At 36.9% G+C, this 26,523-nt stretch carries 24 protein-coding genes; 11 read left to right on the top strand and 13 right to left on the bottom strand.

Annotated elements, in window-relative coordinates:
- Positions 1-3: 3 nt before the first annotated feature.
- Positions 4-3,252 carry a S41 family peptidase gene (locus tag HBN50_RS02495; protein WP_273867670.1) on the bottom strand — a complete coding sequence of 1,083 codons (3,249 nt, stop codon included), beginning with the start codon at positions 3,250-3,252 and terminating at the stop codon, positions 4-6.
- 152 nt (positions 3,253-3,404) lie between these two features.
- On the opposite strand from HBN50_RS02495, the gene HBN50_RS02500 reads away from it, so the two are divergent.
- The 5 genes from HBN50_RS02500 (at position 3,405) to HBN50_RS02520 (ending at position 9,069) form a co-directional block, all read left to right on the top strand.
- Positions 3,405-4,550: a cysteine desulfurase family protein gene (locus HBN50_RS02500; protein ID WP_273867671.1), complete on the top strand. Its 1,146-nt coding sequence runs from the start codon at positions 3,405-3,407 to the stop codon at positions 4,548-4,550.
- Between the two features lie 11 nt (positions 4,551-4,561).
- Complete coding sequence (gene thiI, locus HBN50_RS02505) at positions 4,562-5,764, top strand: tRNA uracil 4-sulfurtransferase ThiI (RefSeq protein WP_273867672.1); 1,203 nt, start codon at positions 4,562-4,564, stop codon at positions 5,762-5,764.
- Between the two features lie 121 nt (positions 5,765-5,885).
- Positions 5,886-8,105 (top strand): carboxy terminal-processing peptidase, encoded by a 2,220-nt coding sequence (locus HBN50_RS02510; RefSeq protein ID WP_273867674.1) that lies wholly within the window; start codon positions 5,886-5,888, stop codon positions 8,103-8,105.
- 14 nt (positions 8,106-8,119) lie between these two features.
- Positions 8,120-8,365 (top strand): hypothetical protein, encoded by a 246-nt coding sequence (locus tag HBN50_RS02515; protein WP_273867675.1) that lies wholly within the window; start codon positions 8,120-8,122, stop codon positions 8,363-8,365.
- Positions 8,366-8,379: 14 nt separating this feature from the next.
- Complete coding sequence (locus HBN50_RS02520) at positions 8,380-9,069, top strand: RDD family protein (protein WP_273867676.1); 690 nt, start codon at positions 8,380-8,382, stop codon at positions 9,067-9,069.
- Here HBN50_RS02520 and HBN50_RS02525 read toward each other — a convergent pair.
- Entirely contained in the window at positions 9,055-10,131 is a 1,077-nt protein-coding gene (locus HBN50_RS02525; protein WP_273867677.1) for a type IV pilus twitching motility protein PilT, read from the bottom strand. The two genes, HBN50_RS02520 and HBN50_RS02525, sit on opposite strands and share 15 nt — an antisense overlap.
- A gap of 103 nt (positions 10,132-10,234) precedes the next feature.
- Between HBN50_RS02525 and HBN50_RS02530 the strand changes: the two genes are divergently transcribed.
- Positions 10,235-11,254, top strand: a complete 1,020-nt coding sequence (locus HBN50_RS02530; RefSeq protein WP_273867678.1) for a glycosyltransferase family 9 protein — start codon at positions 10,235-10,237, stop codon at positions 11,252-11,254.
- Here the strand turns inward: HBN50_RS02530 and HBN50_RS02535 are convergent.
- Complete coding sequence (locus HBN50_RS02535; RefSeq protein WP_273867680.1) at positions 11,235-12,881, bottom strand: hypothetical protein; 1,647 nt, start codon at positions 12,879-12,881, stop codon at positions 11,235-11,237. The two genes, HBN50_RS02530 and HBN50_RS02535, sit on opposite strands and share 20 nt — an antisense overlap.
- Before the next feature lie 8 nt (positions 12,882-12,889).
- Positions 12,890-13,927, bottom strand: a complete 1,038-nt coding sequence (locus HBN50_RS02540; RefSeq protein WP_273867681.1) for a DnaJ domain-containing protein — start codon at positions 13,925-13,927, stop codon at positions 12,890-12,892.
- 102 nt (positions 13,928-14,029) lie between these two features.
- Between HBN50_RS02540 and HBN50_RS02545 the strand changes: the two genes are divergently transcribed.
- The 3 genes from HBN50_RS02545 (at position 14,030) to HBN50_RS02555 (ending at position 17,809) form a co-directional block, all read left to right on the top strand.
- The gene (locus HBN50_RS02545) at positions 14,030-15,025 is read left to right on the top strand and encodes an enolase C-terminal domain-like protein (protein WP_273867683.1); all 996 of its coding nucleotides are present in this window, start codon (positions 14,030-14,032) and stop codon (positions 15,023-15,025) included.
- Positions 15,026-15,130: 105 nt separating this feature from the next.
- Positions 15,131-16,672: a lytic transglycosylase domain-containing protein gene (locus HBN50_RS02550; protein ID WP_273867684.1), complete on the top strand. Its 1,542-nt coding sequence runs from the start codon at positions 15,131-15,133 to the stop codon at positions 16,670-16,672.
- Between the two features lie 3 nt (positions 16,673-16,675).
- Positions 16,676-17,809 (top strand): glycosyltransferase family 4 protein, encoded by a 1,134-nt coding sequence (locus tag HBN50_RS02555; protein WP_273867685.1) that lies wholly within the window; start codon positions 16,676-16,678, stop codon positions 17,807-17,809.
- A gap of 5 nt (positions 17,810-17,814) precedes the next feature.
- On the opposite strand, the gene HBN50_RS02560 is transcribed toward HBN50_RS02555, so the two are convergent.
- The 3 genes from HBN50_RS02560 to HBN50_RS02570 form a co-directional block, all read right to left on the bottom strand.
- On the bottom strand, positions 17,815-18,204 hold the full coding sequence (locus tag HBN50_RS02560; RefSeq protein WP_273867686.1) for an ExbD/TolR family protein: 390 nt from the start codon (positions 18,202-18,204) through the stop codon (positions 17,815-17,817).
- Positions 18,204-18,722 (bottom strand): MotA/TolQ/ExbB proton channel family protein, encoded by a 519-nt coding sequence (locus tag HBN50_RS02565; RefSeq protein ID WP_273867689.1) that lies wholly within the window; start codon positions 18,720-18,722, stop codon positions 18,204-18,206. The genes HBN50_RS02560 and HBN50_RS02565 overlap by 1 nt, the downstream gene beginning before the upstream one ends.
- Positions 18,723-18,820: 98 nt before the next feature.
- Complete coding sequence (locus HBN50_RS02570) at positions 18,821-19,201, bottom strand: CBS domain-containing protein (protein WP_273867691.1); 381 nt, start codon at positions 19,199-19,201, stop codon at positions 18,821-18,823.
- Between the two features lie 219 nt (positions 19,202-19,420).
- Between HBN50_RS02570 and HBN50_RS02575 the strand changes: the two genes are divergently transcribed.
- Positions 19,421-19,711 carry an HPF/RaiA family ribosome-associated protein gene (locus HBN50_RS02575; RefSeq protein ID WP_273867694.1) on the top strand — a complete coding sequence of 97 codons (291 nt, stop codon included), beginning with the start codon at positions 19,421-19,423 and terminating at the stop codon, positions 19,709-19,711.
- A gap of 158 nt (positions 19,712-19,869) precedes the next feature.
- Entirely contained in the window at positions 19,870-20,697 is an 828-nt protein-coding gene (locus HBN50_RS02580) for a flagellin N-terminal helical domain-containing protein (RefSeq protein WP_273867696.1), read from the top strand.
- A gap of 4 nt (positions 20,698-20,701) precedes the next feature.
- On the opposite strand, the gene HBN50_RS02585 is transcribed toward HBN50_RS02580, so the two are convergent.
- Genes HBN50_RS02585 through pstC form a run of 6 tightly spaced genes read right to left on the bottom strand, consistent with a single transcriptional unit; the run spans position 20,702 to position 26,508 of the window.
- Positions 20,702-22,531, bottom strand: coding sequence for an ATP-binding protein (locus HBN50_RS02585; protein WP_273867698.1), 1,830 nt, complete (start codon positions 22,529-22,531; stop codon positions 20,702-20,704).
- A gap of 2 nt (positions 22,532-22,533) precedes the next feature.
- On the bottom strand, positions 22,534-23,247 hold the full coding sequence (locus HBN50_RS02590) for a response regulator transcription factor (RefSeq protein ID WP_273867700.1): 714 nt from the start codon (positions 23,245-23,247) through the stop codon (positions 22,534-22,536).
- Between the two features lie 23 nt (positions 23,248-23,270).
- Positions 23,271-23,882, bottom strand: coding sequence for a phosphate signaling complex protein PhoU (phoU, locus tag HBN50_RS02595; RefSeq protein ID WP_273867702.1), 612 nt, complete (start codon positions 23,880-23,882; stop codon positions 23,271-23,273).
- 9 nt (positions 23,883-23,891) lie between these two features.
- The gene (gene pstB / locus HBN50_RS02600; protein ID WP_273867704.1) at positions 23,892-24,656 is read right to left on the bottom strand and encodes a phosphate ABC transporter ATP-binding protein PstB; all 765 of its coding nucleotides are present in this window, start codon (positions 24,654-24,656) and stop codon (positions 23,892-23,894) included.
- Positions 24,657-24,658: 2 nt separating this feature from the next.
- Positions 24,659-25,528, bottom strand: a complete 870-nt coding sequence (gene pstA / locus HBN50_RS02605) for a phosphate ABC transporter permease PstA (protein ID WP_273867706.1) — start codon at positions 25,526-25,528, stop codon at positions 24,659-24,661.
- The gene (gene pstC / locus HBN50_RS02610; RefSeq protein ID WP_273867708.1) at positions 25,525-26,508 is read right to left on the bottom strand and encodes a phosphate ABC transporter permease subunit PstC; all 984 of its coding nucleotides are present in this window, start codon (positions 26,506-26,508) and stop codon (positions 25,525-25,527) included. Before pstC ends, pstA begins: the two co-directional genes overlap by 4 nt.
- Between the last annotated feature and the right edge of the window lie 15 nt (positions 26,509-26,523).

The following is a 26,523-nucleotide window of genomic DNA, read 5'->3' on the forward strand; positions in this document are numbered from 1 at the left end:
TTTTTATTCTGTTGGCAGTTTTGGTGCCTTTAAGTTTGGCTTCTTTTTAAAGTCTGGCCTTAGAGGAGGGGTTTTCTTATGCTCTTTCATAATGACTTCAATCGATTTATCAAGTTGTGAATCAGTCTCTTTTGCCCAATCTTCAGGACTTATCTCAACTTCAATATCAGGGTCTGTACCGTAGTTCTCAACGTTAAAACCTACATCTTTAAACCAAAAAGAAAATTCAGGTTGAGATGTTAAGCTATTATCATTGAGATAGTGACGAGGCCAAATACCGATAACACCACCCCAAGTTCTCTTACCAACGAGTTTACCAAGGTTCTTAAGTTTAAAACTATGAGAGAAAATATCTCCGTCTGAACCTGCGTGCTCATTTGTTAAACAAACCATTGGCCCATTTACAGCGTTTCTAGGATAGTTGTCATGCCCATACCATCTTGTCGTATTGAAGCCGATGACTTGCTGATTGAGCATTTTAAAAATTAACTGACTTACTGATCCTCCGCCATTATAGCGAACATCAACAATCAATCCCTCGCGATTAGACTCTGAAAGATAATTTCTAAAAAACTCTGAGTAGCCAAAAATCCCCATGTCGGGAACATGGACATAGCCAATCTTTCCTTTGGTTTTCTTGTGAACATATTCTTTGTTCTTATTTACCCACTGTCTATAGAGAGGGAGAGTTGGATTGGGAATCGTTTCAACAATGACATTTTCAAATGTTCTCTTGTTCTTTCTTTTAATATAAAGAGTGATTCTCGTTTTTGGTTTTCCTTCTAGTGAGAAGTTTAAACTTTGTGAGTTCGAAAAAGCTTCTCCATCAATAGCATAGATTTTGTCACCAATTTTCAAATCGACTCCTGAAACGGCGAGGGGGGAGCTAAAAAATGGATTCCATGAATCTCCATGATGGATTGAGGTGATTTCAAAAGAGTTATCTTTTCTTTGAAATTTGAAACTAGCACCAAGGTGCCCATTTGGAAATTGAGGAGGTCTTCTATTGTAATCACCGCTAAATTCATAACAGTGACTCGTTCCAAGTTCTCCCTGCATCTCCCAGATGAGATCACTAAATTCAAGCCTTGTGTTTACCTTTGAAAGTAGGGGAAGGTATCTCTTATAAATTTTTTCCCAGTCAATTTTTGACATATCTGGCGTCCAAAAGTGCTCTCTTTGAAGGAGCCATGCTTCCTGATACATTTGTCGCCATTCTCGTCTTGGGCATATTTTGATATTGATTCTTTGAATATCGATCCATCCATTCTTCTTATCATAGCCTTGATCATCAGAAGGCTTTGATGATGTTTGAACTAATCGCAAGTCATCACTTTCTAAGAGAAGATACTTTCCGTTGTCAGTGAGCATAAAGCTATGTGTATCGTCATGAAACTTTTCAAATTTCTTTGTTTTGAAGTCAAAAGTATAAAGAGCGCTACTCGTTGTCTCCATCGCCGACATAAGAGGTGAGATGGTCTGTGCTTCTTTTTTTAAGATAAAGAGTCTTTCATCAGTTGCTTTTGTCTCGATATATCCACCCATAGGAAGATCGAGAGCATAAATTCTATTTTCGATGCCATTGAAGTCAATGATTGTCTCTTCAGTTAAATCTTCATCATCTTGATCTTCATTATCATCTTCTTCTTCAAAGTTTAAGTAACGCTCCATTGGTGGTGGAGTAGAGGGCTCAAGACAAAGAGCATAGACTTTACTTGCGCTTGGAAATGAGAGGTCGTAGTGCGTTTCACATTCAACTGGATGAAATTCTCTCATTGAGTGGAAGTAGAGATATTTTCCATCAGGTGAAAAACAAGGACTACCATCTCCAAGAACTGGCGTTATTAGTTGCCTAAGCTCTTTCTTTTTGAAGTTATAGACCATGAGGGCCTCTGTACCTTGTTTAAGTGGTTTTGGATAAACAAGATAGTTACTATCTGGGGACCAAGCAACATCACTGAAGGCAATTGGCCACGATTTACCTTCATCTATCAGTGAAAGTTTTCGCTTTTTAAGATCAAGTGAGAAAATCTGATTTCTATTATTAACTACACAGATATGCTTTTTATCTGGAGAGAGGGATAGATCGCTAATGATCCCCCAATCTTCTTTGAGAGTGATCTCTTCTTCTTGCATATTTTCTAAATTAAATAGTGAGAGACCTTCAGTGTTGTTTTCTAGACGAATCGCAAGGAGCTTTGTTTCGAATTCTTTTTTCTTTTTCTTCTTTCCTTTTTGCGCCTTTTCTACTTTCAGCCAAAGGGGGCTTTTGTAGCGAACATTATCCTTTCCAAGTTTTATTGGAGCCCCTCCCCATGGAGGAATGATGTGTATCTGCCCTCGAACAGTGAGGGCTAATTTATCCGCATTTTCATTGATAATATATTCTTGAAGATAGTTGTATGCATTTTCAAATCGCTCTTGCCCTTGAATGGCCGTTGTTTTAAATTCAAATTCAACAAGCTGATCGGCGCCTGTCGACAAATCATGAAGATAGAGATCTGCTCCGCATTGGTAACAAATTCTATCGCCGTGAATAGAGAAGTTTCTCACATAGAAATCTTGGTGATGGGTCACTCGCTTAATTGAGCGACCATCTTTTGTACAAGAGTAGATATTTCCAATCCCTTCGTGATCAGAGATAAAGAGAATACGATTATTCCACCACTTTGGAGAAGCTAAATTTCCTTTAATCGATTTTAAAATTTGTTTAAAACGATTACCCTTGCTCTTAGCTTGAGAAGTCCAGATTGTTCCAGCAGTTCCGCCTCGATATCTTTTCCATCTCGCTGGGTCTCCATTATTTCTCCCAAGAAGAGTTTCGCCTGTTTCATTTTGTGCATAAGCGGCAGCGGGGCCAACATCAATTCTTTTTAAATCAAGCGACTCAATATTGAGCTCATAGATGAGACGTTCTCTTGCCGTGAAATGCTCATGTGATGAACTTACGATTAAAGTTTTCTCGTTTTTCCATCCAAGAATCGTAGGCCAAAAAAGATTGGATACCTTGGCGTATTCACCTCCATAGGAGTCCATGAGGTAAACATTCTTTTGTCCCAAGTCTGTCGCTATAAATGCAACAAGTTTACCATTTGGACTAAAGTGAGGACTTGTCATTGCTCCTCGTCCTGAAGTGATTTTATAGGCATAGGCCCTTTCGTTGAGGTCTAATCTCCAAAGGTCGTCATCTGATTGAAAAATGATTGAATTTTCGTGAATAGTTGGATGTTGGAAGTAGCCAAGTCCTTGCATATATTCCTCTTTTTTAAGGTATAATAGAAATATTTATAGAGTTTAAATTATATAGAATTTTGCATATGTCACAAGAGTTCCCTTTTGACCTAACTCGTTGACATATGGCGTTGGTATGGGCATTATTCGCTCTTTAAGGTTAGGAGTCATTCATGTTGTATTTTGACTATGCGGCAAGCACACCTTTAAGTGAAAATGCCCTTAGATCATTGAAAAATTCTTTTGAAAGCGATTTTGCTAATCCTCATTCTGCGCATAAATTATCAAAGAATATTGCGAAAAAAGTTGAGGGGATTCGTTGTTCATTTTTGGATTTTCTTAAAGCAAAAGATCAATATGAACTCTATTTTCTTTCTTCTGCCACTGAAGCAAATAATACAGTCATTAAGGGATTGGGACTAAATAGCGAATCAAAAGTTATTTTCTCTAATTCTGATCATCCAAGTACCGTTAATCCACTAGGTTTTATTGAAAAAATGACTGGGGCAAAGCTTTTTGAAATGCCTCTATGTCATGATGCTACTATTGATTTTGAATCTCTAGAGAAGCTCGTTGATGAAGCTACAAAACTTGTCGTGATCACTCACGTTAACAATCTATCGGGATCGCTTCAAAATATTCTTGAGATTGCGGCCCTTATAAAAAAGAAATCACCGAAATGTCATGTCCATGTTGATGGTGTTCAGGCCTTCTCTAAAGTTGAATTTTCTCTAAAAGACTCTCAAATTGATTCATATTCAATTTCAGCTCATAAAATTTGTGGGCCTAAGGGGATTGCAGCTCTTTATTTAAAAAAGGGTGTAACTCTTGAGCCTCTCTTACATGGTGGAAATCAAGAACACGGTATGCGTTCATCGACATTGGCCTATCCTCTTGTTGAAGCTTTCTTTAGTGCTGCCAAGGATCAATTTGAAAAATTAAATGATGCTTATATAAAGGCAAAAGAATTGAATCTTTTCTTGCGAGAAGAACTCTCTAAACTTCATCAGAATATCTCTTATCCATTCTCTCTTGAATCAACGAGCCCTTATATTTTAATGATTCAATTTAAAGGAATTTCCAGTGATATTCTCCTTAGGCACCTTGAAATGAAAGACGTTTATATCTCTTCATCTTCTGCCTGTTCATCAAAGGTTAAGGGGTTGAATCCTAGCTATTTGGCGCTTGGGATCGATAGTAAATTTCACAAAAATATTTTGAGACTATCATTTGGTATGGATACTACCAAAGATGAAGTCGAATCACTTATCAATGAATTTAGAAGCGTTATCAATGAAATTGGAATGCTCATTAAGTAATAAGGAATGTCATGTATACAACAATTGTTTTAAATGTCGATGAGCTCTGGCTTAAAGGAAAAAATAGACCTCACTACTTTAGTGCTATGAAAAAGCATTTGAAGTTCTTGTTTAAAAATTTACATGAAGCTCCTGTTACAATCAGAAATGAGCAGCAACGACTTGTCGCAAGATCTGAAGTTGCGTTTGGCGAAGAGATAATTGATGCACTTAAAAAAGTTCCTGGATTAAGTTCCTTTTCTCCAGTTGTAAGTGTGGCCCTTGATCAAGAGGCGATTCTTCCTGCTGTAGAAAAAGAATTGAAGAAAATGGGTCTTGAAAAGAAGACGTTTAAAGTTCAATCAAAGAGAATTAACAAGCGTTTTTCAACTCCATCGATGGAGCTTAACCGCTTTGTTGCTGGCCATGTTTTAAGAAATTTTGAACACTTTAAGGTCGATGTACATAAACCTGATTTCTATATTGATATCAAAGTAATGCCGAACTCAATCTATATTTCAACTCAGACAATTAAGTGCCCTGGTGGACTACCTGTTGGAACAAGTGGTCGTCTTGTAACGATGATCTCTGGTGGGTTTGATTCACCTGTAGCCAGTTACATGATGTCAAAAAGGGGAGCTTCACAAGATTTTATCTTTTTCTATGCCTATCCTTATGTTGGTGAAGAAGTAAAAGAGAAGATTCTAGATATGTGTAAAGTTCTTTCATGTTTTCAAAATGGATGCCGTCTGTATGTCGTTCCGTTTGGAGAAGTTCAAAATCATATTTCAAAAGTCTGTCGAGAAGAGTACAGAACTCTACTTTTTAGAAAATATATGATCGATATTGCCAATTTGCTCGCTGATCGAAATGGCGCCCAGGCCATCTTAACTGGAGATGCTCTTGGTCAAGTATCGAGCCAGACAATTGATAATATGAGTGCACTTGATAAAAGTTCTGATCGCCTAATCATGAGACCTTTAGTTGGATTTAATAAATTAGAAATTATTGAAACGGCAAGAAAGATAGGAACTCATGATATCTCTATTATCCCTCACGATGATGCTTGTTCTTTATTTGCGCCAAAGCATCCTATCATTCGCCCGCAATTGAAGTACTGGGACGCATTTTTGGCAGAAAATGACGTTAACGAGCTTCTGACAAAGGCCCTTGATGATGCAGAAGTGTACAAATTTAACAACGTTGGAGAGATAAAGTTCCATAATGTTGAATAAAAATGTCAACTTTTTGTAAAATTATGAAATGACTCAATTTTGCCCCTTTATTGATAAGGATAGAGAACTTATTATAGAAAGATAGATTCTCTATATATCGTTATAAATAAATGGAGCTTAAATGAAGTATTTTTTAATTACAGGGATGATGCTTTCTCTAACATACCCTTCTTTTGCAGAACAGAATAAGGGACCTGATTTAACGCCAAATCCTAAAAAAGAAAGTTTTATTGGGAATATGGTTAAAGGTGCACTAGAGCAGGGACATTACAGGAAATTAAAAGTTAACGACTCTGTTTCAGTAAAAGCTTTTGAAGAGTATCTAAAAAGAATTGATTACGCTAAGCACTTTCTTACTCAAGCAGATGTGAAAGAATTGAGAAAGTATCAGTATAAAATGGATGACCAGATGAAATCTGGAGATCACGTTCTTTTAGGTAAGACAATTGATCTTGTTACTAAAAGAGTGAAAGAAGCTGAGAAGTATAGAGAAGAGTATTTCAAAAAAGGTTTCGATTTTTCTAAGGATGAATCTCTAGAACTTGATCCAGAAAAAAGAGAATTTGTCGCAAACGCAAAAGAACATAAAGAACTTTGGAGAAAGATTTTTAAACAATCTGTCTTAACTCGTTATTACACATTGGCCGAAGATCAAATTGAATCTCAAAAAGAAGATAAGAAAGATAAAAAAGATAAGAAAAAAGATAAGGCAAAGAAGAAAGAGAAAATTTTAACTGATGCCCAACTTCAAGAAAAAGCAAAAGAGCTTGTAAACAAAAAATACAAAAGATACTTTGAAAGACAACTTCAGGAAAATAGAACGGACTATTTTGAAAAGTTCTTCAATTCAATCGCTACAATCTTTGACCCACATACAGTTTATCTACCACCAAAGAGAAAAGAAGACTTCGATATTGATATCTCTGGTCAATTAGAAGGTATTGGTGCTGTTCTTCAAGAAGATGATGGTTATATTAAAGTCGTAACAATCGTACCTGGTGGAGCTGCTTGGAGACAAAAAGGGCTTGAGGTTGATGATGTTATTCTAAGCGTTTCAGAAGGTGAAGAGGGGGAGCCCGTTGATCTTGTTGGAATGAGAGTACAGGATGCTGTTCGCTACATTAGAGGGAAAAAAGATACTGAAGTAAGATTAACTGTTAGAAAGGCCGACGGTGCGAGAAAGGTTATCCCTATTATTAGAGATGTCGTCCAAGTTGGTGAATCCTATGCGAAGTCTTCAGTTCTAAAGCTTAAAGATTCTGATTATAAAGTTGGATATATTCATCTTCCAAAGTTTTATAGAGACTTCGAAAATAATACGGTCAACTGTACGAATGATGTTAAGAATGAAGTGAATCGACTTAAAAAACAAAATGTTGATGCTATCATTCTCGACTTAAGAAATAACGGTGGTGGAGCACTTATTGATGCCACAGAAATGTCAGGTCTTTTCATTAAGCAAGGACCAATCGTTCAAGTTAAAGATAGTCGCGGTTACACAGAAATTAAAAAAGATACTGATCCATCTGTTGAGTATGATGGCCCAATGGTTGTTATGGTTAATAGATTTAGTGCCTCGGCCTCTGAGATTCTTGCAGGAGCTCTACAAGACTATAAAAGAGCCGTTATTGTTGGTGGGGAATATTCTCACGGTAAGGGAACTGTTCAGGCCATTTATAACTTAAACCAAGGTGCACTTGTTAGCTTCTTTGGTCCTGTTGTTGGGGCCTTAAAAGTGACAATTCAAAAGTTCTACCGAGTAAATGGTGATTCAACACAGTATAAAGGTGTAACTCCAGATATTATACTTCCAGACCCATATGCTTATGTAGAAAATAGAGAACAAGACCTTGATTACTCTCTACCATGGGATAAGGTACAGCCTTTAAAGTATGATACTTGGAAGAGATTTAGTTATGATCTAAATACACTAAGTTCAAACTCTCAAAAACGTGTTTCTAAAGATCAGTGGTTCAGTAAGCTACAGAAAAATATCGATTACTTAACGAAGAGAAAAAATGAAACAAATGTAACTCTTAATTTCGATAAATTTAAAAGTGAAGAAGAAAAGAATAAGAAAATTGTAGAGGAACTTAAAATTGAAAAAGAATTTAAAGACCTTGAAGTAACTAACTTTGAAGCTTCTTTAAAGGCCCATGAAAAAATTAATCCAGGTGATGAAAAGCACTGGAAAGATGACTTTAAACAACGTAAGGATGAATGGGTATCGACTTTAAGAAAAGATATTCAGCTAAGAGAGACGATGTCTATTGTAGGTGATATGCTTAAAGGTAAATCTGTTAAGCAGTATAAACTGGCTGCAGATAAGTCGAATAAGTAAGTTGGAGTTATAGTTTGAGCGAAAAAATTGAAACGTACGTTGATAATAGCGAAATAAATGAAGTTATGTTGATTCTTGAGGAGCTGGAGGACGAGCAATTAGCCGTCCAACTCCTTAAGGAATTAAATGATAAAACAAGAGCACTAGGTGTTGTTCTTATGAATATGGACTCTTCACTTTCTCATGACGAATGGAAAAAAGAATGTGATAAGGCCAAAAAAGAAGTTGATCTGCTAGTTAAAAAAATTAAAAGTCTATAGAAAAAGGGCCACGGATGGCGGAGAAAAAGAAGAAAGACTCTCAAGACTGGAGTTTTGAGGTTGAGACTAGTGACGGGGCAAAATCTGATGACAAGACAAAGACTAAAAAAAGAGTCGTTGCCTCAATCAAAAAGCCTAAAGAATTAGAACCACTAACAAAAAAAGAAAAAAATATTGGACTCGATTATAAGAGTCTTCCTAAACGTAAAACTCGAAGTCAAATGGCCAGAGAAGAGCGTGCAAGGGAGAGGCAACTAAATGATCGTGCTACTCCTGTTCGCTTTACAGTTAGAACAACTGCTTTTTTTATTGATCTTATTTTAACTGGACTTATTGTTGGCGGAGTTTATCTCTACGATTCGTCTCTTTTTAAAATACCTCTTAAATGGTTACTTCAGCTTCCACATGAAGTTCGACAAATTGATCAATTTCATTTAGCAGTAGCGGCCATGACTTTAGTTGCGTATCATATCGTTGTTATCATCCCAAGTATTCTCTTTGCGGGAAGTTTGGGAAAAAAGATGAAGAGAATTCGTATTTGTAATTTCAGTGAAAGAAGAGCTGGATTTTTACAAATAGCTTTACGAGAATACATTAAGTTCTTTTCTATCGTATCAATCATAGGCGTTCTCATTCTCTTTACAAATAGAAGAAAGAGAACACTCCATGATTTATTATCTTTAACGGAATTACTCTACAATTAGTTTTTGCATAAAATCAGATTGAGATGAAACCGATTCAAGGGCAACTTGCTTAGAGATAATATTATTTTGGTAGAGACTCATTATATGTCCGTCAAATGATTGCGAGCCACTTGTTTGAGCAATGATTGAATTGATTCTTGCTAGTGGTTCGTCGCCAAGAATACACTCTCTAATTCCTGGATTTGACTGGCAGATTTCCTGTGCCACAACAATACCTTTTTCATTTCTTGCCTTAAGCATTCTTTGGCAAATGACGGCCTTGAGAGATTCTGAAACTCTCTTTCGAACTTCATTTTGCTCTTCACTAGGAAACATTGAAATAATTCTGTTAATAGTACTGATAACATTTGTCGTGTGCACAGTTCCAATGACAAGGTGACCTGTTTCAGCAGCTTTGAGTGCCGTAGAAATAGTCTCTTGATCTCTTAGTTCACCAATGAGGATGATATCAGGGTCTTGTCTAAGAGCAGACCTTAGAGCACTTTTAAAGTCGTCTGTATCTTTACCAATTTCTCTTTGAGAGATTCTCGACTTTTTTTGAAAGTGTAGATATTCAATAGGGTCTTCAATGGTAACAATATGTGTTTGTTTATTTTCGTTGATATGATTAATCATAGAGGCAAGAGTCGTGGTTTTTCCTGAACCGGTTGCACCAGTAACGAGAATGAGTCCTCTCTTATAATCGCAAATATCATAGAGACTAGAACTTAGGTTGAGTTCAGCTATTGTAGGAATTTGTGTATTGATAATTCTAAAGATAATCCCATAGCGATCGGCGAATCGAAAAACGTTGTACCTTAGTCGACAGAGCCCTTCAATTTCGTATGCGCCATCCACTTCGTGTATTGTAGTGAGATCGTCATCATTCTTTTTAATAGCACCTATGATATGAGCGATATCTTCAATATCTGAAAGAGAGAATTGTCTGTTAGACTTTACTGGGTAGAGCTCTCCCTTGATTCTTAGCGCAGGTGTTTCCTCGGCACGAATATGAATATCACTGGCCTTGTTATCCATGGCCACTTTAATTAAGCTTGCTAAATGTTCTTTTTTGAATGGCATTGTTTCCTCCGAAGTCTATTTTCGCATTGAAGTGAAAATCAATCAATATGGTCTGGACATGATGCAAAATGTCTAAAAATTAAAAATAGTGTAAGGTAGTTTGGTGAGAGAAAAAATATTAATTATTAGATTTTCAAGCTTTGGGGATATTGTTCAAACAATGTCTGTTTTAAATCCCTTGAGAGCAAAATTTCCTCAGTCTGATGTTCACTGGGTTACAAGAAGTGATATGAGCTCACTTTTAAGTTACAATCCAATGATCGACAAGCTTTGGAGCTTTGATCGAAAGGAAGGGCTTGTCGGCCTTATTAAGCTCTCATTTAAACTAAGAAAAGAAGGGTATCGTTATGTTTATGATGCTCACTCAAATATCCGCTCTAAAATAATGTCTTTAATTTTATGCCCGCCATTTTCTAGAGCACATTTTGTAAGGCGCTCAAAAGATCGTTTAAAGAGAATTCTACTATTTAAATTTAGAAAGAATACCTATGATTGGCCTTATCGTGGAATGCTCTCTTTTTTAAAACCTTTAAAAAGTTGGGGAGTTGAGTTTAGTCGCGATGATCTTTCACAGACATGGAATTTCCGTGAAAAAGAAATTCAAAATGTTAAAGAGAAATTAGGTGAATCACATTTTGTTGAGTATGACTTTATCGCTCTTGCTCCTTCTGCGGCGTGGGAAATGAAAAGGTGGCCACTGGATCATTGGAAAAGCCTTATCAGGTTAATGGAAAATGAGAAATTCGTTGTTCTTGGCGGACCTGGTGATGAGTTTTGCCAAGAATTAGTTGATCTTGCTCCTGGTAGAGTTTTAAATCTTGCTGGGAAACTGAGTTTGATGGAGAGTTCTTTTTTAGTAACTCTCTCTAAGGGCCTTATTTCTGCAGACACAGGGGTTTTACATGTCGCCGATATCCTGGGCGTAAAAGCTTTAGCTCTTATTGGACCAACGGCTTTCGGATTTCCTACAGGATCTCAAATGAAGACATTAGATATTGAGCTACCTTGTCGCCCATGTACTAAAGATGGGCGAGGTAAGTGTGTTCAAGATGTTTATCAAAAATGTATGGTTGATATATCGCCAGAAAGAGTAGCCGCGGAAGCTACTCTCTATCTTCGTTAAGAGATTTTCTCATCTCCCATAGTAGGTGAGAAATAAATGGTCTTCTATCTTCTTTTGTCGAAACCATAAGTAGTTTTGTAATCTTTAAATTATATGGATCAGAGACTAGGAGAATAAGAAGCTCTTGGATATAATTTGTCGATAGCGTTACATAGTTATCTGTACCAACTCCAAGGTTAACACCTTTCTTTTCCCACCATGAAAATGGGTGGTCTTTATAATCAGGGAATGAACCTGTTAACTTCAAGTTTGATGTAGGAAGGGCAACAAGCGATACTTTTTTATGGATCATTCTGTTGAGGACGTCGTGTTGATAGTGCTCAATCTCCCTTGCTGTATGGAATTTGGTTTTTAAAAAGAGAGTTTCCTCTCTCTTATTTAGCGGTTCACCTTTTAAGAGTTTCTCCAGAACTTCTGGCTCATACCAGTCCATATTTTTAAGCTCATTTTCTGTTTGAGAACCCTCTTTAACTGGGCGAGAGGCCTTATTCTCTTCCATGACTCTTTGAAAAAGACGGTGGAAGTAGAAGTTTGGGTTAATCCCTAAACTGAGTCCATGTTCTAATGTGTCGATATGCCAAATATTCATCGCATTATCTACAGACTGAACACCATTTTTAAGGGTCTTCCAAGTTTCACCGTGGTGAGATCGAATGCTAAAACCATTGTATTGAAGCTTTCTTAGACCACTGCGCATTTCACTGAAATGTACTTTTCTATAAAGCTCTTTCTCATCTCCAACGGTATCAACTTCACAAAGGTGATAAGCAAGCTCTGGTCTTTGATCGATAATATCGAGAATTTTATCGACTTGATCCATGAAGTGATCTTTTTTAGAAGAGTAATTCTCTGTATCGTAAAAATTTAATTCCTTTCTAAAACTAGGAGAGAGAATGAAGTCAAAAAATGGTTTCTCTTCTTGAAATTTTTTAAAACCATCATAGAGACCAAAGACAACATCTTCTTCTGTTACATCATCGAGTCCTGGAATTTGTTCTGATTTAATACCAGTAGATCTTGAAAGGGTGAACTTTAATCGAATTTTTCCTACGTTATATTTCTCGTAGAGATCTTTGGCCATGTGATAAGCAGCATCGAAGTGAGCTTGTCTCGAGTTCAAAATGAGCTTTGGAAGATAGAGAATCTTCAAGTATTGCATGAACTGTTCGCCATCTTTTAGACGAATCAGATTATCAACATCTTCAACAGAGTTGATTGGTAGGGAGTCCTCACCATAAACTTCTGCAATTTTCTTCTCATAAATTTCTTTATTCTCTCCTTCAAGAAGAACCTTAAGCCTAGGGTAGATAAACTCTGCTGTTAGAGATCCCGTTAAGTGAATATGTTCTTCATGATATGGAAGAGGGAAGTCTCTAAAGAAGCGAAAAAAGGCCTCTGAAAAAGGGTGATTCAAAAGAGTGTCGATTTCAACTTCATCGCTATGAAAACCAATTAACAGGCGGTGAAATTCATTAACTGATTTCTCTACCATAGGATTTTCTTGTACTGCAGGTGAGTGTTGGAGAAGTTCGATTGTATCTGCTAGATTGAGACCATTGGTCTCACTGATAATATTGACAACTTGCTCGTAGATCATTTGAACAATTTGTTCGTGCTTTCTTTGCATAATAATTCCTATTTATTGTTTTGTTTGATTATATCATAGGCCATTTTCACTATAGTGAAGTTCTCGCTGGCTATCTTTTTGCCGGCTTCATTGAGACCTTCTCCGGAGAGTACATCTGGATGGAAAACCTTCGCAAGTTTTCTGTAAATTTTCTTTGCTTCTTCCTCTGTTGACCCCTCGGCTAGTCCTAGAACTCGGTAAGCCTGCTCAGTAGTGGACTTTTTATTTAATTCTTCGAGAGGCGTAATCGCCTTTATCAAGTAGAACGTGTTTTGAATGTTTTTTAAAAGAGATTTTGTTTGATAGTTTTCTACATCTTGAATGATCTTAAAATAGCGACTCATTATAGGAGAATTTCCAACAGGTTTTGGTACTTCAGTCTCTTGAATTTGTGCAAGACCTTTCGCTCTATCATTCTTATCAAAATAGAGATGAAGTGCGATAGCTTGCTGAAGGGTTAAAGAGTTTATAGCATAAATCTTTTCTATAATTGGGGCCCTTCTTCCTTGTTCAAGAGAGTCAATGACAACGTATAGTTTTAAGATCGAAGTGACTTCTTTAAAGCTGAGGGGTTGTCTTTTGAATTTCTCATAAAACTTCGATTGGATTAATTCTTTAAAAGCGCGAGAAATCTGATCAGTTGTAAGTTTTAAAGCAAAGTCGCGCTCTATTGATTTTGCCACTTCTTTAAAGGTCGGATGATCTCCCCACTGAAGAGATTCAATTAATTTGATGGATTTCTTTAAATCCTCTTCATCTCCATTAGCAAGATGAGATTTTAAAATCTGAAGAAAATCTTTTGAATCACTCGATTTCTCTCGCAACTTCTTTGAGGGGGCGAATTCTTTTTGAGAAGCTCCTTGATTCCTTAGGGCATTTTTTTTCTTTTCAATTAGTGAATCAAAATTGTCGCCTTTTTTAAGCTGCCTACCTGTTACTTTCTCGTAGAGCCACTCATAGAGAGCTGGTCCCAGTGTTTTGATAAAAATATAGCCAAAAACAACACTTACAAAGGCATTGATAATGAGATCGATTCTTAAGTTCATAATTACCTGATACCAGCTTTTAATAAAAAGGGATAAAATAATAAAATCTGGACATCCAGAATTGTATATTGATTATCATATTAAAAAAGGCGAATCTTTTCTATGAAGTGGAATATTAGACCGATAGAACTCAAGTTAAAGTTTGACTGGAAAATTTCAAGATCAACGAGCTTAGAGAAAAAAAATTTCATCATAGAGATTGAAGAAGGTGATTATAAAGCATTTGGCGAGATAGCTCCTAATCTTCATTTTGAGGAAACTCCAGAAAGAGTAATTGAAGAATTTGAATTATTTTTAAATGAGAAACCTGAAAAATTTGAATCGATTGAAGAGTTAACGAAATTTTTAAAGAGTTGCTCTTATTGTAATGCTTTAAAGTTTGGTCTTGAATCAGCGTTCGTTGACTATATTGCAAGAATCAGTGATCTTTCGAAGCATCGTTTACTTGGAACGAATACTATTTCACAGATTGAAACATCTTTTTCTGTCCCGATTATGGAAAAAGAGAAAGTTGAATCTTTTATCGCGACACATGATCTAAATCGTTTTTCTAGCTTAAAAATTAAAGTTGAAAAAGTAGAAGATAGCACTTTTGTTCATGAGGTTTTAACTCATTATCAAGGACGCATTCGCATTGATGGAAATGAGTGTTTTAAAAGTGCTCATGAGGTCATCGAATTTCTTAAAGGCTTTGATTATTCAAGGCTTGATTTCATCGAGCAGCCACTTCCTGCTTCTGCCCATGAAGAGGCCCTCGATCTTAAGGAAGTTGCTCCTGTTCTTATCTTTGCAGATGAATCTATCACAAATAATGAAATCACTGACTATTACAAAGAAAGATTTCACGGTGTGAATATAAAACTAATGAAGGCCGGAAGTTATTTTCAGGCATTAAAGCAACTTAGAAGAGCTAAGGAAATGGGTTTAAAGACAATGCTTGGCTGCATGATCGAATCATCTCTTGGTATCTCGCACGCCTTCGCTATCGCTGAAGGTTTCGACTATATTGACCTCGATGGCTCACTTCTCCATGAAGGGGATGAATTTGGTCTCATTACGGAAGAAAAAGGTCGCCTATTTTCATCTGAACTGCATTAAAAGAATGCAAGTATAGCTGTGTTGCGTCAGGAAGTTTCGTCCGATTCTTGAACCTAATTCTTAGGACTTTAGAATATTGATAGAGATTGTATTAAGGAGTTCAATTTGCGCCATATAAAAATAGTCGGATTAAGTTTACTTGTTGCTTCATGTTCAGGGATTCAACCTAAAAAACCAGGTTCGCAAAATTATGTAACGAAATCTGAAATAAGAGAGATCATTCAAGATGCAATGAGACCTCAAAGTGTTGCTGTTGCCACTCAAAATACAGTTTCCAAGCCTGCTTCAAAAGAGGTTGAAGAGAATGAGCCTGAAGAGCAAGCATTTGATGTTGATAACACGGAAAGTGGGACTACTCATTTTGATCCAAAGAACGAGCTGAATCTAGAGTACTCACCAAAGCTTTTTAATTTCTGGGTGAATTACTTCACAAAAAGAGAGAAAAAGAGATTTGCTCGTCACATGAGAAATGGTCAGCTCTATCGTGAAATCGTTCGTGAGACTTTTAAAAAGCATGGTTTACCAGAAGACCTCTTCTTTGTTGGTCTTATTGAAAGTGGATTTAACACTCATATCCGCTCACACGCTTCTGCAGTTGGTCCTTGGCAATTTATTAGAGGAACGGCTTTAAGATATGGACTAAGAGTTGAAAGATCGGTCGATGAAAGAAGTAATATTCATAAGGCTTCAGAAGCAGCTGCTGGATACTTTAAAGATCTCTATAATATTTTTGGTTCTTGGGAACTCGCTCTTTGTGCTTATAATGCTGGAGAGTATCGAATTATCAATGCGATTAGAAAAGGTAATACAAGAGACTATAGAGAGCTTGTTAGAAAGAAGCTTATTCCAAAAGAGACAATTTACTACGTTCCAAAAGTTGCGGCCGCTAGAGAAATTTACAACAATCTTTCAAAGTATAAATTTACCAATATCACTAATGATGGAACGATATTCACTGAAAGTGAAATTCAAACAATTAGTGGTTCATTTGACTTAAAGTCTTTAGCATCTCATCTAGGGCTTAGTTACAACGAGATGAGAAAACTCAATCCCGATTTCAAGTATCGTCAAGTAAGATCAAGAAGAGGGAAGGTTCGCGTTGTTGTTCCTAAAAATAAAGTCGAAAGAGTTGCTAGTTTTTCTCCAAAGAAGGGACGTTTTTATACAGATCTTCCAGAATATCACTATGTGAAAAGAGGAGAGTCTCTTTACTCGATTGCTAAACGTTATGGAACATCTATTAAAACACTCAAAAGAAGTAACGGTTTAAAGAAGAGTTTTATCTATACGGGACAAAAGTTGATTCTTCCTGGATCTGATTCTAGCTCACCAAAAAAAGTTGCAAAAATAAAAGTTCACAGAGTTAGATCAGGTGAGTCGTTAACTGTTTTAGCTAAGAAATATGGAACTTCAGTTTCAAAAATTAAGAGCATTAATAGACTTAAAAGAAATACTCTTTATAAAGGCGAGAAGCTTAGAGTTCCAGCTTCGACAGTTTCACATGAAACATATGTTGTACGAAGAGGTGATAATCTTTTTAAAATTGCTCGTAAATTCAGGACATCGATTCAAAAAATTGCTAGTATAAATTCTCTGAAAAACAATAGAATTTATTCGGGACAAAGGCTTTTTATCCCGAGAGGATAAAAAATGAAAATAGGATACGATGGTAAAAGGGCCTTTCATAATTTTAGAGGTCTAGGAAATTACAGTCGACTTATGATTGAGGGGCTTGATCAATTTGCCCCTCAAAATCAATACCATCTCTTCACTCCTGATTTTAAATCTAAAAGGGCCATGGATTGGCAAAAATCACTTAGCGATCAAGTCATCACGCATACTCCTAAAACATTTCTTTCAAAAATCTCTCAAAGCCTTTGGAGAAGATCACAACTGGCCTATCTGTCAGAGAGTTTAGAACTTGATATTTTTCATGGACTGTCACATGAATTACCAATAGGCATAGAAAGAACGAAAGTTAAGAGTGTCGTTTCTATGCACGATCTCATTTTTATGAGATATCCTGAGTTTTTCCCATGGATTGATCGCTTTACTTACAAGAGAAAGTTCACTCATTCTGTAGAAGTTGCAGATTGCGTTCTCGCTATTTGTGAGCAGACAAAGAGAGACCTCATTGAGTTTTTAAATGTACCTGAGAGTAAGATAAAGGTGCATTATCAAAGTTGTGATCCTCATTTTTATAATCGAGTATCAGACGAATTTAAAGAGGATGTTCGTAAAAAATATGAGCTTCCAAGAAGCTATATTCTCTCTGTTGGAGCAATTGAGCAGAGAAAGAATGCTCTTTCACTGGTTAAGGCATTTGATAAAGTTAAAAATAAAATTAATGAAGATTTAGTTCTTGTTGGAAATGGTAAGGCCTATAAAGAGCAAATTGTAGATTATATTTCAAAAAATAATTTAGAAAATAGAGTTCGTATTTTACACGGCATCCCTTTTTCTGAGCTACCGGCCTTTTATCAAATGGCCAAGCTATTTTGTTTTCCTTCTCATTTTGAAGGATTTGGGATACCTCTTATTGAATCACTTTTTGGTGGGACTCCTGTATTAACATCAATGGGAAGTTGCTTTCCTGAAACTGTAGGTGAGGATCAGCTTTTTATCGATCCAAACCGCATTGAGAGTATTGAAGATGGCCTTTTGCAATTACTCACGAACGAAGATCTAAGGCTAGAAAAATTAAGTCTTGGAATGAAGCATGTTGAAAAATTTAGAATTGAAAATACGACGAAGAAATTATTAGACCTCTATAGAGAGGTCTAATAAATTTAATTTTCAGTAATAAGTGAGATGTTGGCCAAGTTATTTGCTTTAAGCTTGTCCAAAAGAATGACGACTCTTTCGTAACGAACATTCTTATCGACTCTAAGTTCAATTGGAGTATCTTTTTTAGTTACATCTTTTAACTTTGAATCGATTTGCTCTAACGGCATTTTTGCACCATTATAAGCAATTTCTTTCTCTGAGAGCTCAATGTAAATATTCTCTTTTTTCGTCTCTACCGATTCACCTTTACTTGCCTTTGGAAGATTGAGCAGTAGTGCCAATTCATCTTTTTTAAAGACCGTTGAAGTCATAAAAAAGATGAGTAGAAGAAAGACAACGTCAATCATTGGGGTGATGTCTGGAGGTAAGACTTCTCTTGTACGCTTGCGCATTAAAGTACCTTTTTAATGATTTTCTTTTCTAGAGTTGTCTCTAAGTTATCAAGCATTCCAATAAGGTAGTTGTGTCCAATATAATGTGGAATCGCAACGATCATTCCACCAACTGTTGTTATAAGGGCCATTGAAATCCCTTGAGCGAATGATGATGGATTATTGAGTCCTGTTTGAGACATAACTCTAAAGGCAATGAGTACACCAAGAACTGTTCCAAGAAGACCTAGAAGAGGTGAAATGGAAGCGATGATCTTAACAGTATTTAAACCTCTTTCCATATTAGAGATATATGTTTGTAGTTCTTGTTTTGCAACTTCGATAATTGAATTAGAATCTTTACTTTCGTAGTCATCTCTTACTCTCTTTCCTAGATCGTCTGAGATTTGTTCAGTCATTTTCTTTTCTTTTGCAAAAATGATGAATTTTGTAAGCATGATAGCAAGACCGACAATATTGAGGGCCAAAAGAATATACATGATAACTCCACCTTGGTGGATGTAATCGATAACGCGCATGAGTTCTCCTTAACTTTAAGTTCGGCGTGCAAAATAGTAATTCTATTTTTCTACAGTTTTACTCGCTTGGCAAATTGTTGAAGAGAACTCTTTTGCTTTTAAAGGTGATTTTGAATAACTTTCAGGGCATCAATCCATGTGAAGATACCTATTAGTTGACCGTTTTGTACAACCATTGCTGAGCTCAGTTTCTTTTCGGCCATGTCTTTGCATACATCTTTTACAAGGGCCTCTTTGATAACAGTGTAGGGATCATCAGTGTAGGCATCATCTACTTTGAGATCTTTTAAATCTATTTTTTCGTAAGACTCAATAAAGCGAATATCTCTTTCTGAGAGCATTCCTGTTAATTTTCCACCTTCCATAACCGGTAGGTGTCTTACGTTATGCTCTTTCATTTTCTCTAGCGCAAAAGATAGGCTCTGTCCGCTGGCAACTGAGAGTGGAGCCTCTGTCATAACTTGTTCAATTGTAATCATATAATCTCCCTTTTATACGAGAGAATTTTACATGTTCTGTGATTGAAGAAATATGATCTAGCTCATAATAAGAGTTAATTGAGGAGGGGCTAGGAGTGGATAAACATCATTTCATAATTAGATACAAGATAGGGTTGTATGATAAAAAATTGATACCATATTTATAGTGAAAAGGAGGACAATAAGGCCCTTCAAAAGGAATCCAAAATAGGAGGTTCTATGAAAGTTCAAGTTGCCTATCATGGTGTCGATCACTCACAAGCTCTTGATTTCTTCGTTAGAGAGAAATTAGATAGAGCAAAAAAACTCTTTAGTCGTGCTAGTGATGTTGATTGTGTAGTAGCACGTGATGGCAATAATTATAGTTTTTCACTCCACTATAAAGGTCATGGATTAGATGAACATGTTAGAGCTAAAGGTAATAGCGTTCATCGCTCAGTTTCTGAAGGGGTTCACAAACTGAAAAATAGACTTCGTGGCTTCAAATCTAAAAAACATTCCCACCGCTAAACCCCCCACGCCATATATCTAGAGGGCCCCGCAAGAGGGGCCCAGTCTTTTAAAGTAAATTAGTCAGTCTTAAATCTCTAAACTTAGGGGCAAATATTTCCGTAGAGAGATTGAGGGACAAGGTAGTCCCCATATGAGCGAATTTTTGGGATTCAAGGATGAAAGTCAATACAAATCCGCTCTCTTTACTGGCCCAAAGAAGGCTGGGACAAGTTGCCCGTAGGCAAGAAGAAGAGAGCCTAAGATTATCTAGTGGAAATAGAGTTTATCGTGCCGCATTCGATCCGGCAGGACTCGCTATATCTGCAAAGCTCAATGCCAAGTCAGTTTCCAATCTTCAAGCACAAAGAAACGTTAATGATGGAGTTTCACTTTTACAAGTGGCAGAAGGAACTCTGGATACTCTTCATAAAATTGGTGGTCGTCTAAGAGAGCTGGCCATGCAAGCAGCTAACGACACAGTTGGTGTTCATGAAAGAGAAATTGCAAATAGAGAGTTTGTCAGTCTTAAGGATGAAGTTAAGCGACTGACAAGTTCAACAAAGTTTAATGGAAATCATATCCTTAATGGTAAGGGCAGTGTTTATGATATCCAAATTGGTGTGAACAATAATAATCGTGAAGATAGAGTTAGTTACAACTTAGAAGATGTTTTAAAGTCGGCGAATAATTTTGGTCTTGCTAGTGTTAATATCACTTCTAAGGTTGGTGCTCAAAATTCTTTTAGGGCCATTGATGGTATGCTTGAGGAGATTTCTTCTAGTAGAGCGAAACTTGGTAGTGCGATGAATCGCATGACATCATCTTTGAATAATCTACAAATTCACCGTGAAAATGTTGAAAAGAGTAAGAGTAAAATTCAAGATGCAGATGTTGCTAAAGAGGCAAGTGATCATGCAAAAGATGAGATCATCAAAAATGCTACACTGGATATGTTAAGACTTGTGAATCAATCACCTTCACATGTTGCCAAGTTGCTTGGTTAATCAATCAAGATAGGTACTGAGGAAAAGTAGCGGTAAAACTAGTTCCTTTGCCAATTTCACTTTCTACTTTTATTTCACCTTTATGTTTTCCAACAATATGCTTAACAATTGAAAGACCAAGACCTGTTCCACCTGATTTTCTATCTCTTGCTTCATCAACGCGATAAAACCTTTCAAAGAGCCTTTCATGGTGTTTTTTCTCAATTCCTGGACCATTATCTGAAATTTTAAGAATGATATAGCGAAATTGCTCATCGACTTTTTGAGTCCATGAGATCTTAATCTCTCCACTATCTCCAATATATTTATAAGCATTTTCAACTAAGTTTGTTATAACCTGTTCAAGAAGAGCAGCATTCGCAAATATAGAATCAGCTTCGTAGTGAGTATCAATTGTTACTTCTTTATCTCTGTATGATTGCCTTACATTTGAGATAACTTGTTCTGTTATTTCAGGAAGTGGAATATCTGACTTATCAATCTTTCCCTTTGACTCAATAACAGAGAGATTCAAAATATCTGAGAATAGGTGGGTGAGCCGATCGCTATTGTGCTCAATTTTAGACATGCACTCGTTGGCCAACTCTTCATTTTGCATACCGAATTGTTTTAAAGTTTGAACATAACCTTTCATTGCTGTCAGAGGGGTACGAACTTCGTGTGAGACATTAGCAACAAAATTTTCTCTCATTTGCTCCGTTAGTATACGATCAGTTACTTCTCTAAAAACACAGACGACACCATAGATATTGTCTTCACTAATACTAATTGGTGAAACCGTGATGTCGAAGTAGGCATCGTGCTTTTTTCCTTTGATTTGGAGAAGAGTTGAGTTGAGATGATTCGTACTCTTCTTCTCAATAGACTCATTAATAAGCATATTAATGTCTTCGTGGTTAAAATAGTCTTGAAGAGAGTTTTTCCTAAGCTCATCAGGGCCCATTCCAAGATGCTCAACAGGTAAAAAGTTTTTAATAAAGTGTTTGTTGGCAAAGAGGATTTTTCCATCGTGCCTAACGGCAAGAATAGATTCTGAAATTGATTCAAGAAGACTTGTTTTGATAACATATTCACGATTCAATTTGAATGAGAGTCTGTTTCTATCCCATTGAGTGGAGTCGATCGTTTTAGAAATTAACTCCCATTCATCATCATAATGAGAGTTTTCATTGATCTCTTTATCTGTCGTTGAAATTTTTGAAAGAATCTTTTGTAGTGGTGTTGATGCTTTTAGACTCCCATAGAGCGAGATAACGGCGATCGCAATCAGCACTGGCAAAAGAAAGAGAATGATAATCATATCTAACTTTGCAACGGCCTCATGAAGCTTAGCTAGTGGAAATGAAAGTCGAAGAATATACTCTTGATTTGAAGCATTTCGAAGTCTGATGGCACTATATATTCTCTGGTCTTTCATTGTGTCACTATAGCGTACACTTGAACCCTTACCCTTATTAAGGGCCTCGATAAATTCCGGCCTATCTTCGTGGTTGTTAAGATGAGATCGCGTAACTTTAGAGTCACACATAACAACACCAAGGGTGTTGATGAGAGTCACTCGGTTATCATTTTTTTCACTTAACTCACTACACCAGACTCTTGGATTGAGATCTGAGTAATAAAATGATTGCTTAATTAATTGAAGAGAATCTTCAAGCTGTTCAATACTTTGATTCGTAATGTAGTTTTTTAGATAGTAGCGAGCAACTCCAGCCGTTACTAAAATAATAAGGACAGCTGTGATGATTTGAATTAAAGCAATTTTTCTAAAGAACTTCCAAGGAAGCTTTTGCTTTGTCTGTTCGCCGTTAAGAAGTTGCTCTAGTTGTGGCATAGTTATTCTTTAAAGTCGCTTGATACTCTGTAACCAATCCCTCGTATCGTTTCAACGATCTTAGAGTAGGGACCAAGCTTCTTGCGTAAACCAAAAATATGAGTGTCAATAGTCCTGTCTGTTACATGCACTGGACCATCTTGAATTTCAGAAACGAGTTGATTTCTTGTCATCACTTTTCCAGGCTCTTTCATAAAAGTGCAAAGAAGCTTGTATTCAGAGAGAGTTAGCTCAACTTCATTGCCTTCAAGCCAGACTTTACATTGATTGGTATCAATTTTTAATTCTTGAATTTGAAGAACAGATTCATCAGTAGGCTTTTGTTCAATTGATTTAATATGATCAACTCTTCGGGATAAAGAGCGAACTCTTGCCATGAGAACATTGATGTCAAAAGGTTTTGTTATATAGTCATCAGCTCCAGCATCGAGCCCTTCAACAATTTGTTCAGGCTTTGTTAGTGCTGTAACCATGAGGATTGGTTTCTTTTTGGTTCTTTGGTACATTCTAAGAAACTTGCAGATTTCCAAACCGTTTGTTCCAGGTAGCATACGATCGAGAATAAATAGATCAATGTCTTCCTCATCTGATTGGATGTAACTAAGTGCTTCGGCTCCATCGGAAATAACTGTGACTTTAGATCCTGTCGTTAGAAGTTGAATTTTTAACAGGTCACTAATATCTTTTTCATCTTCAACAATAAGTACGTGCTTCAAAGTATTCTCCCCGCTGTCGCAGATTAATTGTCCGGATTATGCCTGATATCATCACCTGATTCAAGGAATATAATATCTTCTGCAATATTTGTAATATGATCGCCAATTCGCTCAAGGTTTTTCGATATTCTCATAATGGCCATGGCCTCTTCAAAAGGAAGTTCGTTAGCATGAGAGACGATTTCTTGAATGTTTTCTTTGTTTATTTCATTGATATGTTCATCGAATTTAATGACTTCAGTCGCAAGGTGAGTGTCCTTTTCTTTAAAGGCCTTAAGGCAACTCGTGTAGTTGTTCATAACATTGTCATAAAGACTTTTAAGACCTGGTCTCTCTGATTTTATCTTGCGAAGGTAGCGTTTAATATTGACGGCTTGATCTCCAATTCGCTCGAGTTCTGAGTTCATTTTCATAACGGCCAAGGCCATGCGAAGATCTTTTGCGTGTGGGTTCATTAGGGCAATATATTTGAAAACTTTATCATCAATGTCTTTGTGATATTGATTGATTCGTCTCTCTATTTCGAAAAGTTGTTCTAAAGTGACATCCGCTTCTTGAGATGCTTTTAGAATCATCTCAACTTCACTGGCCATGTCTAAAGCAATTTGTTTAATATCGTTTCTAGTTAATTCCATAAAGGCCTCTTATCCAAATCTTCCCGTAACATAGTCTTCAGTTTTCTTTTCTTTCGGATTGGTGAAAATATCCGTACTCAAACCATTTTCAATTAATTCTCCAAGAACGAAGAAACTTGTATAATCTGAAATTCTCGCAGCTTGTTGCATATTGTGAGTTACAACAATAACGGTATAATCTTCTTTTAATGCACTCATGAGATCTTCAATCTTAGCTGATGCAATTGGATCGAGTGCCGATGTTGGCTCATCCATTAAAAGTACTGGAGGGTTTACTGCTAGAGCTCTTGCGATACAAAGTCTCTGTTGCTGACCCCCTGAAAGAGAAGTTCCATCTTTGTTGAGCTTATGTTTTACTTCTTCCCAAAGTGCAGCTTTTTTTAAACATAATTCAGCTTGCTCTCTAAGGTAGGCTTTATTTTTAATTCCTTGTAGACGAAGACCAATCACGACATTGTCAAAAATACTCATGGCCGGAAATGGATTGGGCTTTTGAAAAACCATTCCAATCTTTCTTCTTAAAACAACGGGATCCATCTTTGGGTCAAAAATATTAACACCATCAAGAATGGCCTCGCCACTTAAACGAGCCCCCGGGACTTCCTCGTGAATTCTATTGAGACAACGAATGTAGGTTGATTTACCACATCCAGATGGTCCAATAATTGCGTTAATCGTATTTTTCTTATAGTCGAGACTAATACCTTTGACGGCATGAAAATCTCCAAACCAGGCATTAAGGTCTTTAACTTCTAAAATATTTTCGTCATTCATTTTTATTTCCTCTTGTAATCTTTAATCTCAAAGACAAGTCGCGCCGTGAGATTGAGGCCAAGAACAATAAGTATTAAAACAAAGGCCGCTGTCCAGGCCTGTGCTTGCCAGTCATCAAAGGGAGAAATGGCATAGTTATAAATTTGTACTGGCAGTGATGCCATTGGTTCTTTGACGTTGTAGGAGAGATAGAGACTTCCAAATGCTGTAAAGAGCAGTGGAGCTGTTTCTCCTGCGGCCCTAGAGATAGCGAGAATAATTCCTGTAAAGAGCTTTGATAGTGATCCTCTTACAATGATAAAGAAGATAACTTTCCAGCGTGGGATTCCAAGAGCAAGTCCGGCTTCGCGAACATGATTTGGAACGAGTTTTAAGATTTCTTCCGTAGATCTCGTTACGATTGGTAAAATAATAAGTGAAAGACTTAAAGCACCAGCTAGAGCTGAAAAGCTTTTAAAGGGAACGACAACTAAAAGATATCCAAAAATTCCAATAACAATTGAAGGCACTCCAGCTAAAAGATCTGTCGCAAAGCGAAGAGCCGTTTGAATTGGTCCTTTTTCAAACTCTGATAAAAGAACACCTGCAAGGATTCCAACAGGTATTGAGATGAGTGAGCCAAGAGTGACCATAATAAATGTTCCAACAATGGCATGAAGCATCCCACCACCAGGTTCTCCAACTGGTTTTGGTATTTCTGTAAAAAAGTCGAGGTTTACTCCACTTGCCCCTTTTCCAAGAAGATAGAGGACAACGAGAAAGAGGGGAGCAATGACAATCAATGCACTTAGGACGAGGGCCATGTGGAAGAGCTTGTTTTTAAGTTTCCTTAGCTTTAAGTCTCTCATTGAGTCTTTCATTGGTTCTTTCATTTTTTCACCCTCCTGTTATTTCTCCAAATAACCATTCTCGCGACAAAGTTCACGATGAAGGTGACAAGAAAGAGGACGATGGCAATAAGGCAAAGGGCCGAAAGATGAAGTTCTCCCTCAGCTTCAGCATACTCATTAGCGATAATACTGGCCATCGTTGCTCCTGGAGCAAAAAGTGACTTAGAAATAACTGGAGAGTTTCCAATGACCATAGCAACGGCCATGGTTTCTCCAAGGGCTCGACCAAGACCTAGAACGCAAGCTCCAAGAATTCCCGAGAGGGAAGGCTTAAGGATTGCAATCTTGATCATTTCAAACTTTGTGGCCCCAAGACCTAGTGCCGCTTCCTTTTGTAAGGGCGATATGGCCTTGAAAACTTCCCTTGTTAATGAAGTAATCGTCGGCGTAATCATAATGGCCAAAATAATTCCAGCTGTTAAAAGTCCGATTCCAAAACTTGGTCCCTGAAACAAGGGAAGAAAGCCAAGAGTCGTCTTGAGAAAGGGAGTTAAACTATTTTTTACCCATGGTGCGAGATAGAAAAGACCCCATAGACCAAAGACAATACTTGGAATTGCTGCAATAAGCTCAACAAGAAGTCCTAGAAACTTTGCTAGAGCACCTCTTAAAACAACAGTTAAAAACAAGGCCATGGCAATACTCAAAGGAGCAGCAACAACAATGGCAATAGCTGAAGTAACGAGTGTTCCGTAAATAAAGGAGAGTGCTCCAAATTCATCCTCAACAGGGTTCCACCAGTCGGTCTTGATGAAACTTGTAAGGCCATATTCTTTGAGCGCCAAAGAAGACATGTCAAAGAGTAAATAAATCATGAGAGCGAGAATAAAGATGATAAAAAGGCCGATTCCCTTTAAAAGATAAAGGGCCAATTTATCCTGGCTTTTATAACTTAAAAGTGGACTAGACCCAGAAGAATCGAAATTCTTTTGGGCCTTATCTATGGGTAAGTTTTCTTTCAATTCAACTTCCAAGGT

The sequence above is a fragment of the Halobacteriovorax sp. GB3 genome, from assembly GCF_028649655.1.
In the GTDB taxonomy this organism is placed as follows: domain Bacteria; phylum Bdellovibrionota; class Bacteriovoracia; order Bacteriovoracales; family Bacteriovoracaceae; genus BSW11-IV.

What these genes read in the sequence shown, in the direction of transcription:
- HBN50_RS02495 (WP_273867670.1), bottom strand. Translation starts at nt 3,252, where the DNA reads ATGCAAGGACTTGGCTACTTCCAACATCCAACTATTCACGAAAATTCA.
- HBN50_RS02500 (WP_273867671.1), top strand. Translation starts at nt 3,405, where the DNA reads ATGTTGTATTTTGACTATGCGGCAAGCACACCTTTAAGTGAAAATGCC.
- thiI (WP_273867672.1), top strand. Translation starts at nt 4,562, where the DNA reads ATGTATACAACAATTGTTTTAAATGTCGATGAGCTCTGGCTTAAAGGA.
- HBN50_RS02510 (WP_273867674.1), top strand. Translation starts at nt 5,886, where the DNA reads ATGAAGTATTTTTTAATTACAGGGATGATGCTTTCTCTAACATACCCT.
- HBN50_RS02520 (WP_273867676.1), top strand. Translation starts at nt 8,380, where the DNA reads ATGGCGGAGAAAAAGAAGAAAGACTCTCAAGACTGGAGTTTTGAGGTT.
- HBN50_RS02525 (WP_273867677.1), bottom strand. Translation starts at nt 10,131, where the DNA reads ATGCCATTCAAAAAAGAACATTTAGCAAGCTTAATTAAAGTGGCCATG.
- HBN50_RS02535 (WP_273867680.1), bottom strand. Translation starts at nt 12,881, where the DNA reads ATGCAAAGAAAGCACGAACAAATTGTTCAAATGATCTACGAGCAAGTT.
- HBN50_RS02540 (WP_273867681.1), bottom strand. Translation starts at nt 13,927, where the DNA reads ATGAACTTAAGAATCGATCTCATTATCAATGCCTTTGTAAGTGTTGTT.
- HBN50_RS02545 (WP_273867683.1), top strand. Translation starts at nt 14,030, where the DNA reads ATGAAGTGGAATATTAGACCGATAGAACTCAAGTTAAAGTTTGACTGG.
- HBN50_RS02555 (WP_273867685.1), top strand. Translation starts at nt 16,676, where the DNA reads ATGAAAATAGGATACGATGGTAAAAGGGCCTTTCATAATTTTAGAGGT.
- HBN50_RS02560 (WP_273867686.1), bottom strand. Translation starts at nt 18,204, where the DNA reads ATGCGCAAGCGTACAAGAGAAGTCTTACCTCCAGACATCACCCCAATG.
- HBN50_RS02565 (WP_273867689.1), bottom strand. Translation starts at nt 18,722, where the DNA reads ATGCGCGTTATCGATTACATCCACCAAGGTGGAGTTATCATGTATATT.
- HBN50_RS02570 (WP_273867691.1), bottom strand. Translation starts at nt 19,201, where the DNA reads ATGATTACAATTGAACAAGTTATGACAGAGGCTCCACTCTCAGTTGCC.
- HBN50_RS02575 (WP_273867694.1), top strand. Translation starts at nt 19,421, where the DNA reads ATGAAAGTTCAAGTTGCCTATCATGGTGTCGATCACTCACAAGCTCTT.
- HBN50_RS02580 (WP_273867696.1), top strand. Translation starts at nt 19,870, where the DNA reads ATGAAAGTCAATACAAATCCGCTCTCTTTACTGGCCCAAAGAAGGCTG.
- HBN50_RS02585 (WP_273867698.1), bottom strand. Translation starts at nt 22,531, where the DNA reads ATGCCACAACTAGAGCAACTTCTTAACGGCGAACAGACAAAGCAAAAG.
- phoU (WP_273867702.1), bottom strand. Translation starts at nt 23,882, where the DNA reads ATGGAATTAACTAGAAACGATATTAAACAAATTGCTTTAGACATGGCC.
- pstB (WP_273867704.1), bottom strand. Translation starts at nt 24,656, where the DNA reads ATGAATGACGAAAATATTTTAGAAGTTAAAGACCTTAATGCCTGGTTT.
- pstA (WP_273867706.1), bottom strand. Translation starts at nt 25,528, where the DNA reads ATGAAAGAACCAATGAAAGACTCAATGAGAGACTTAAAGCTAAGGAAA.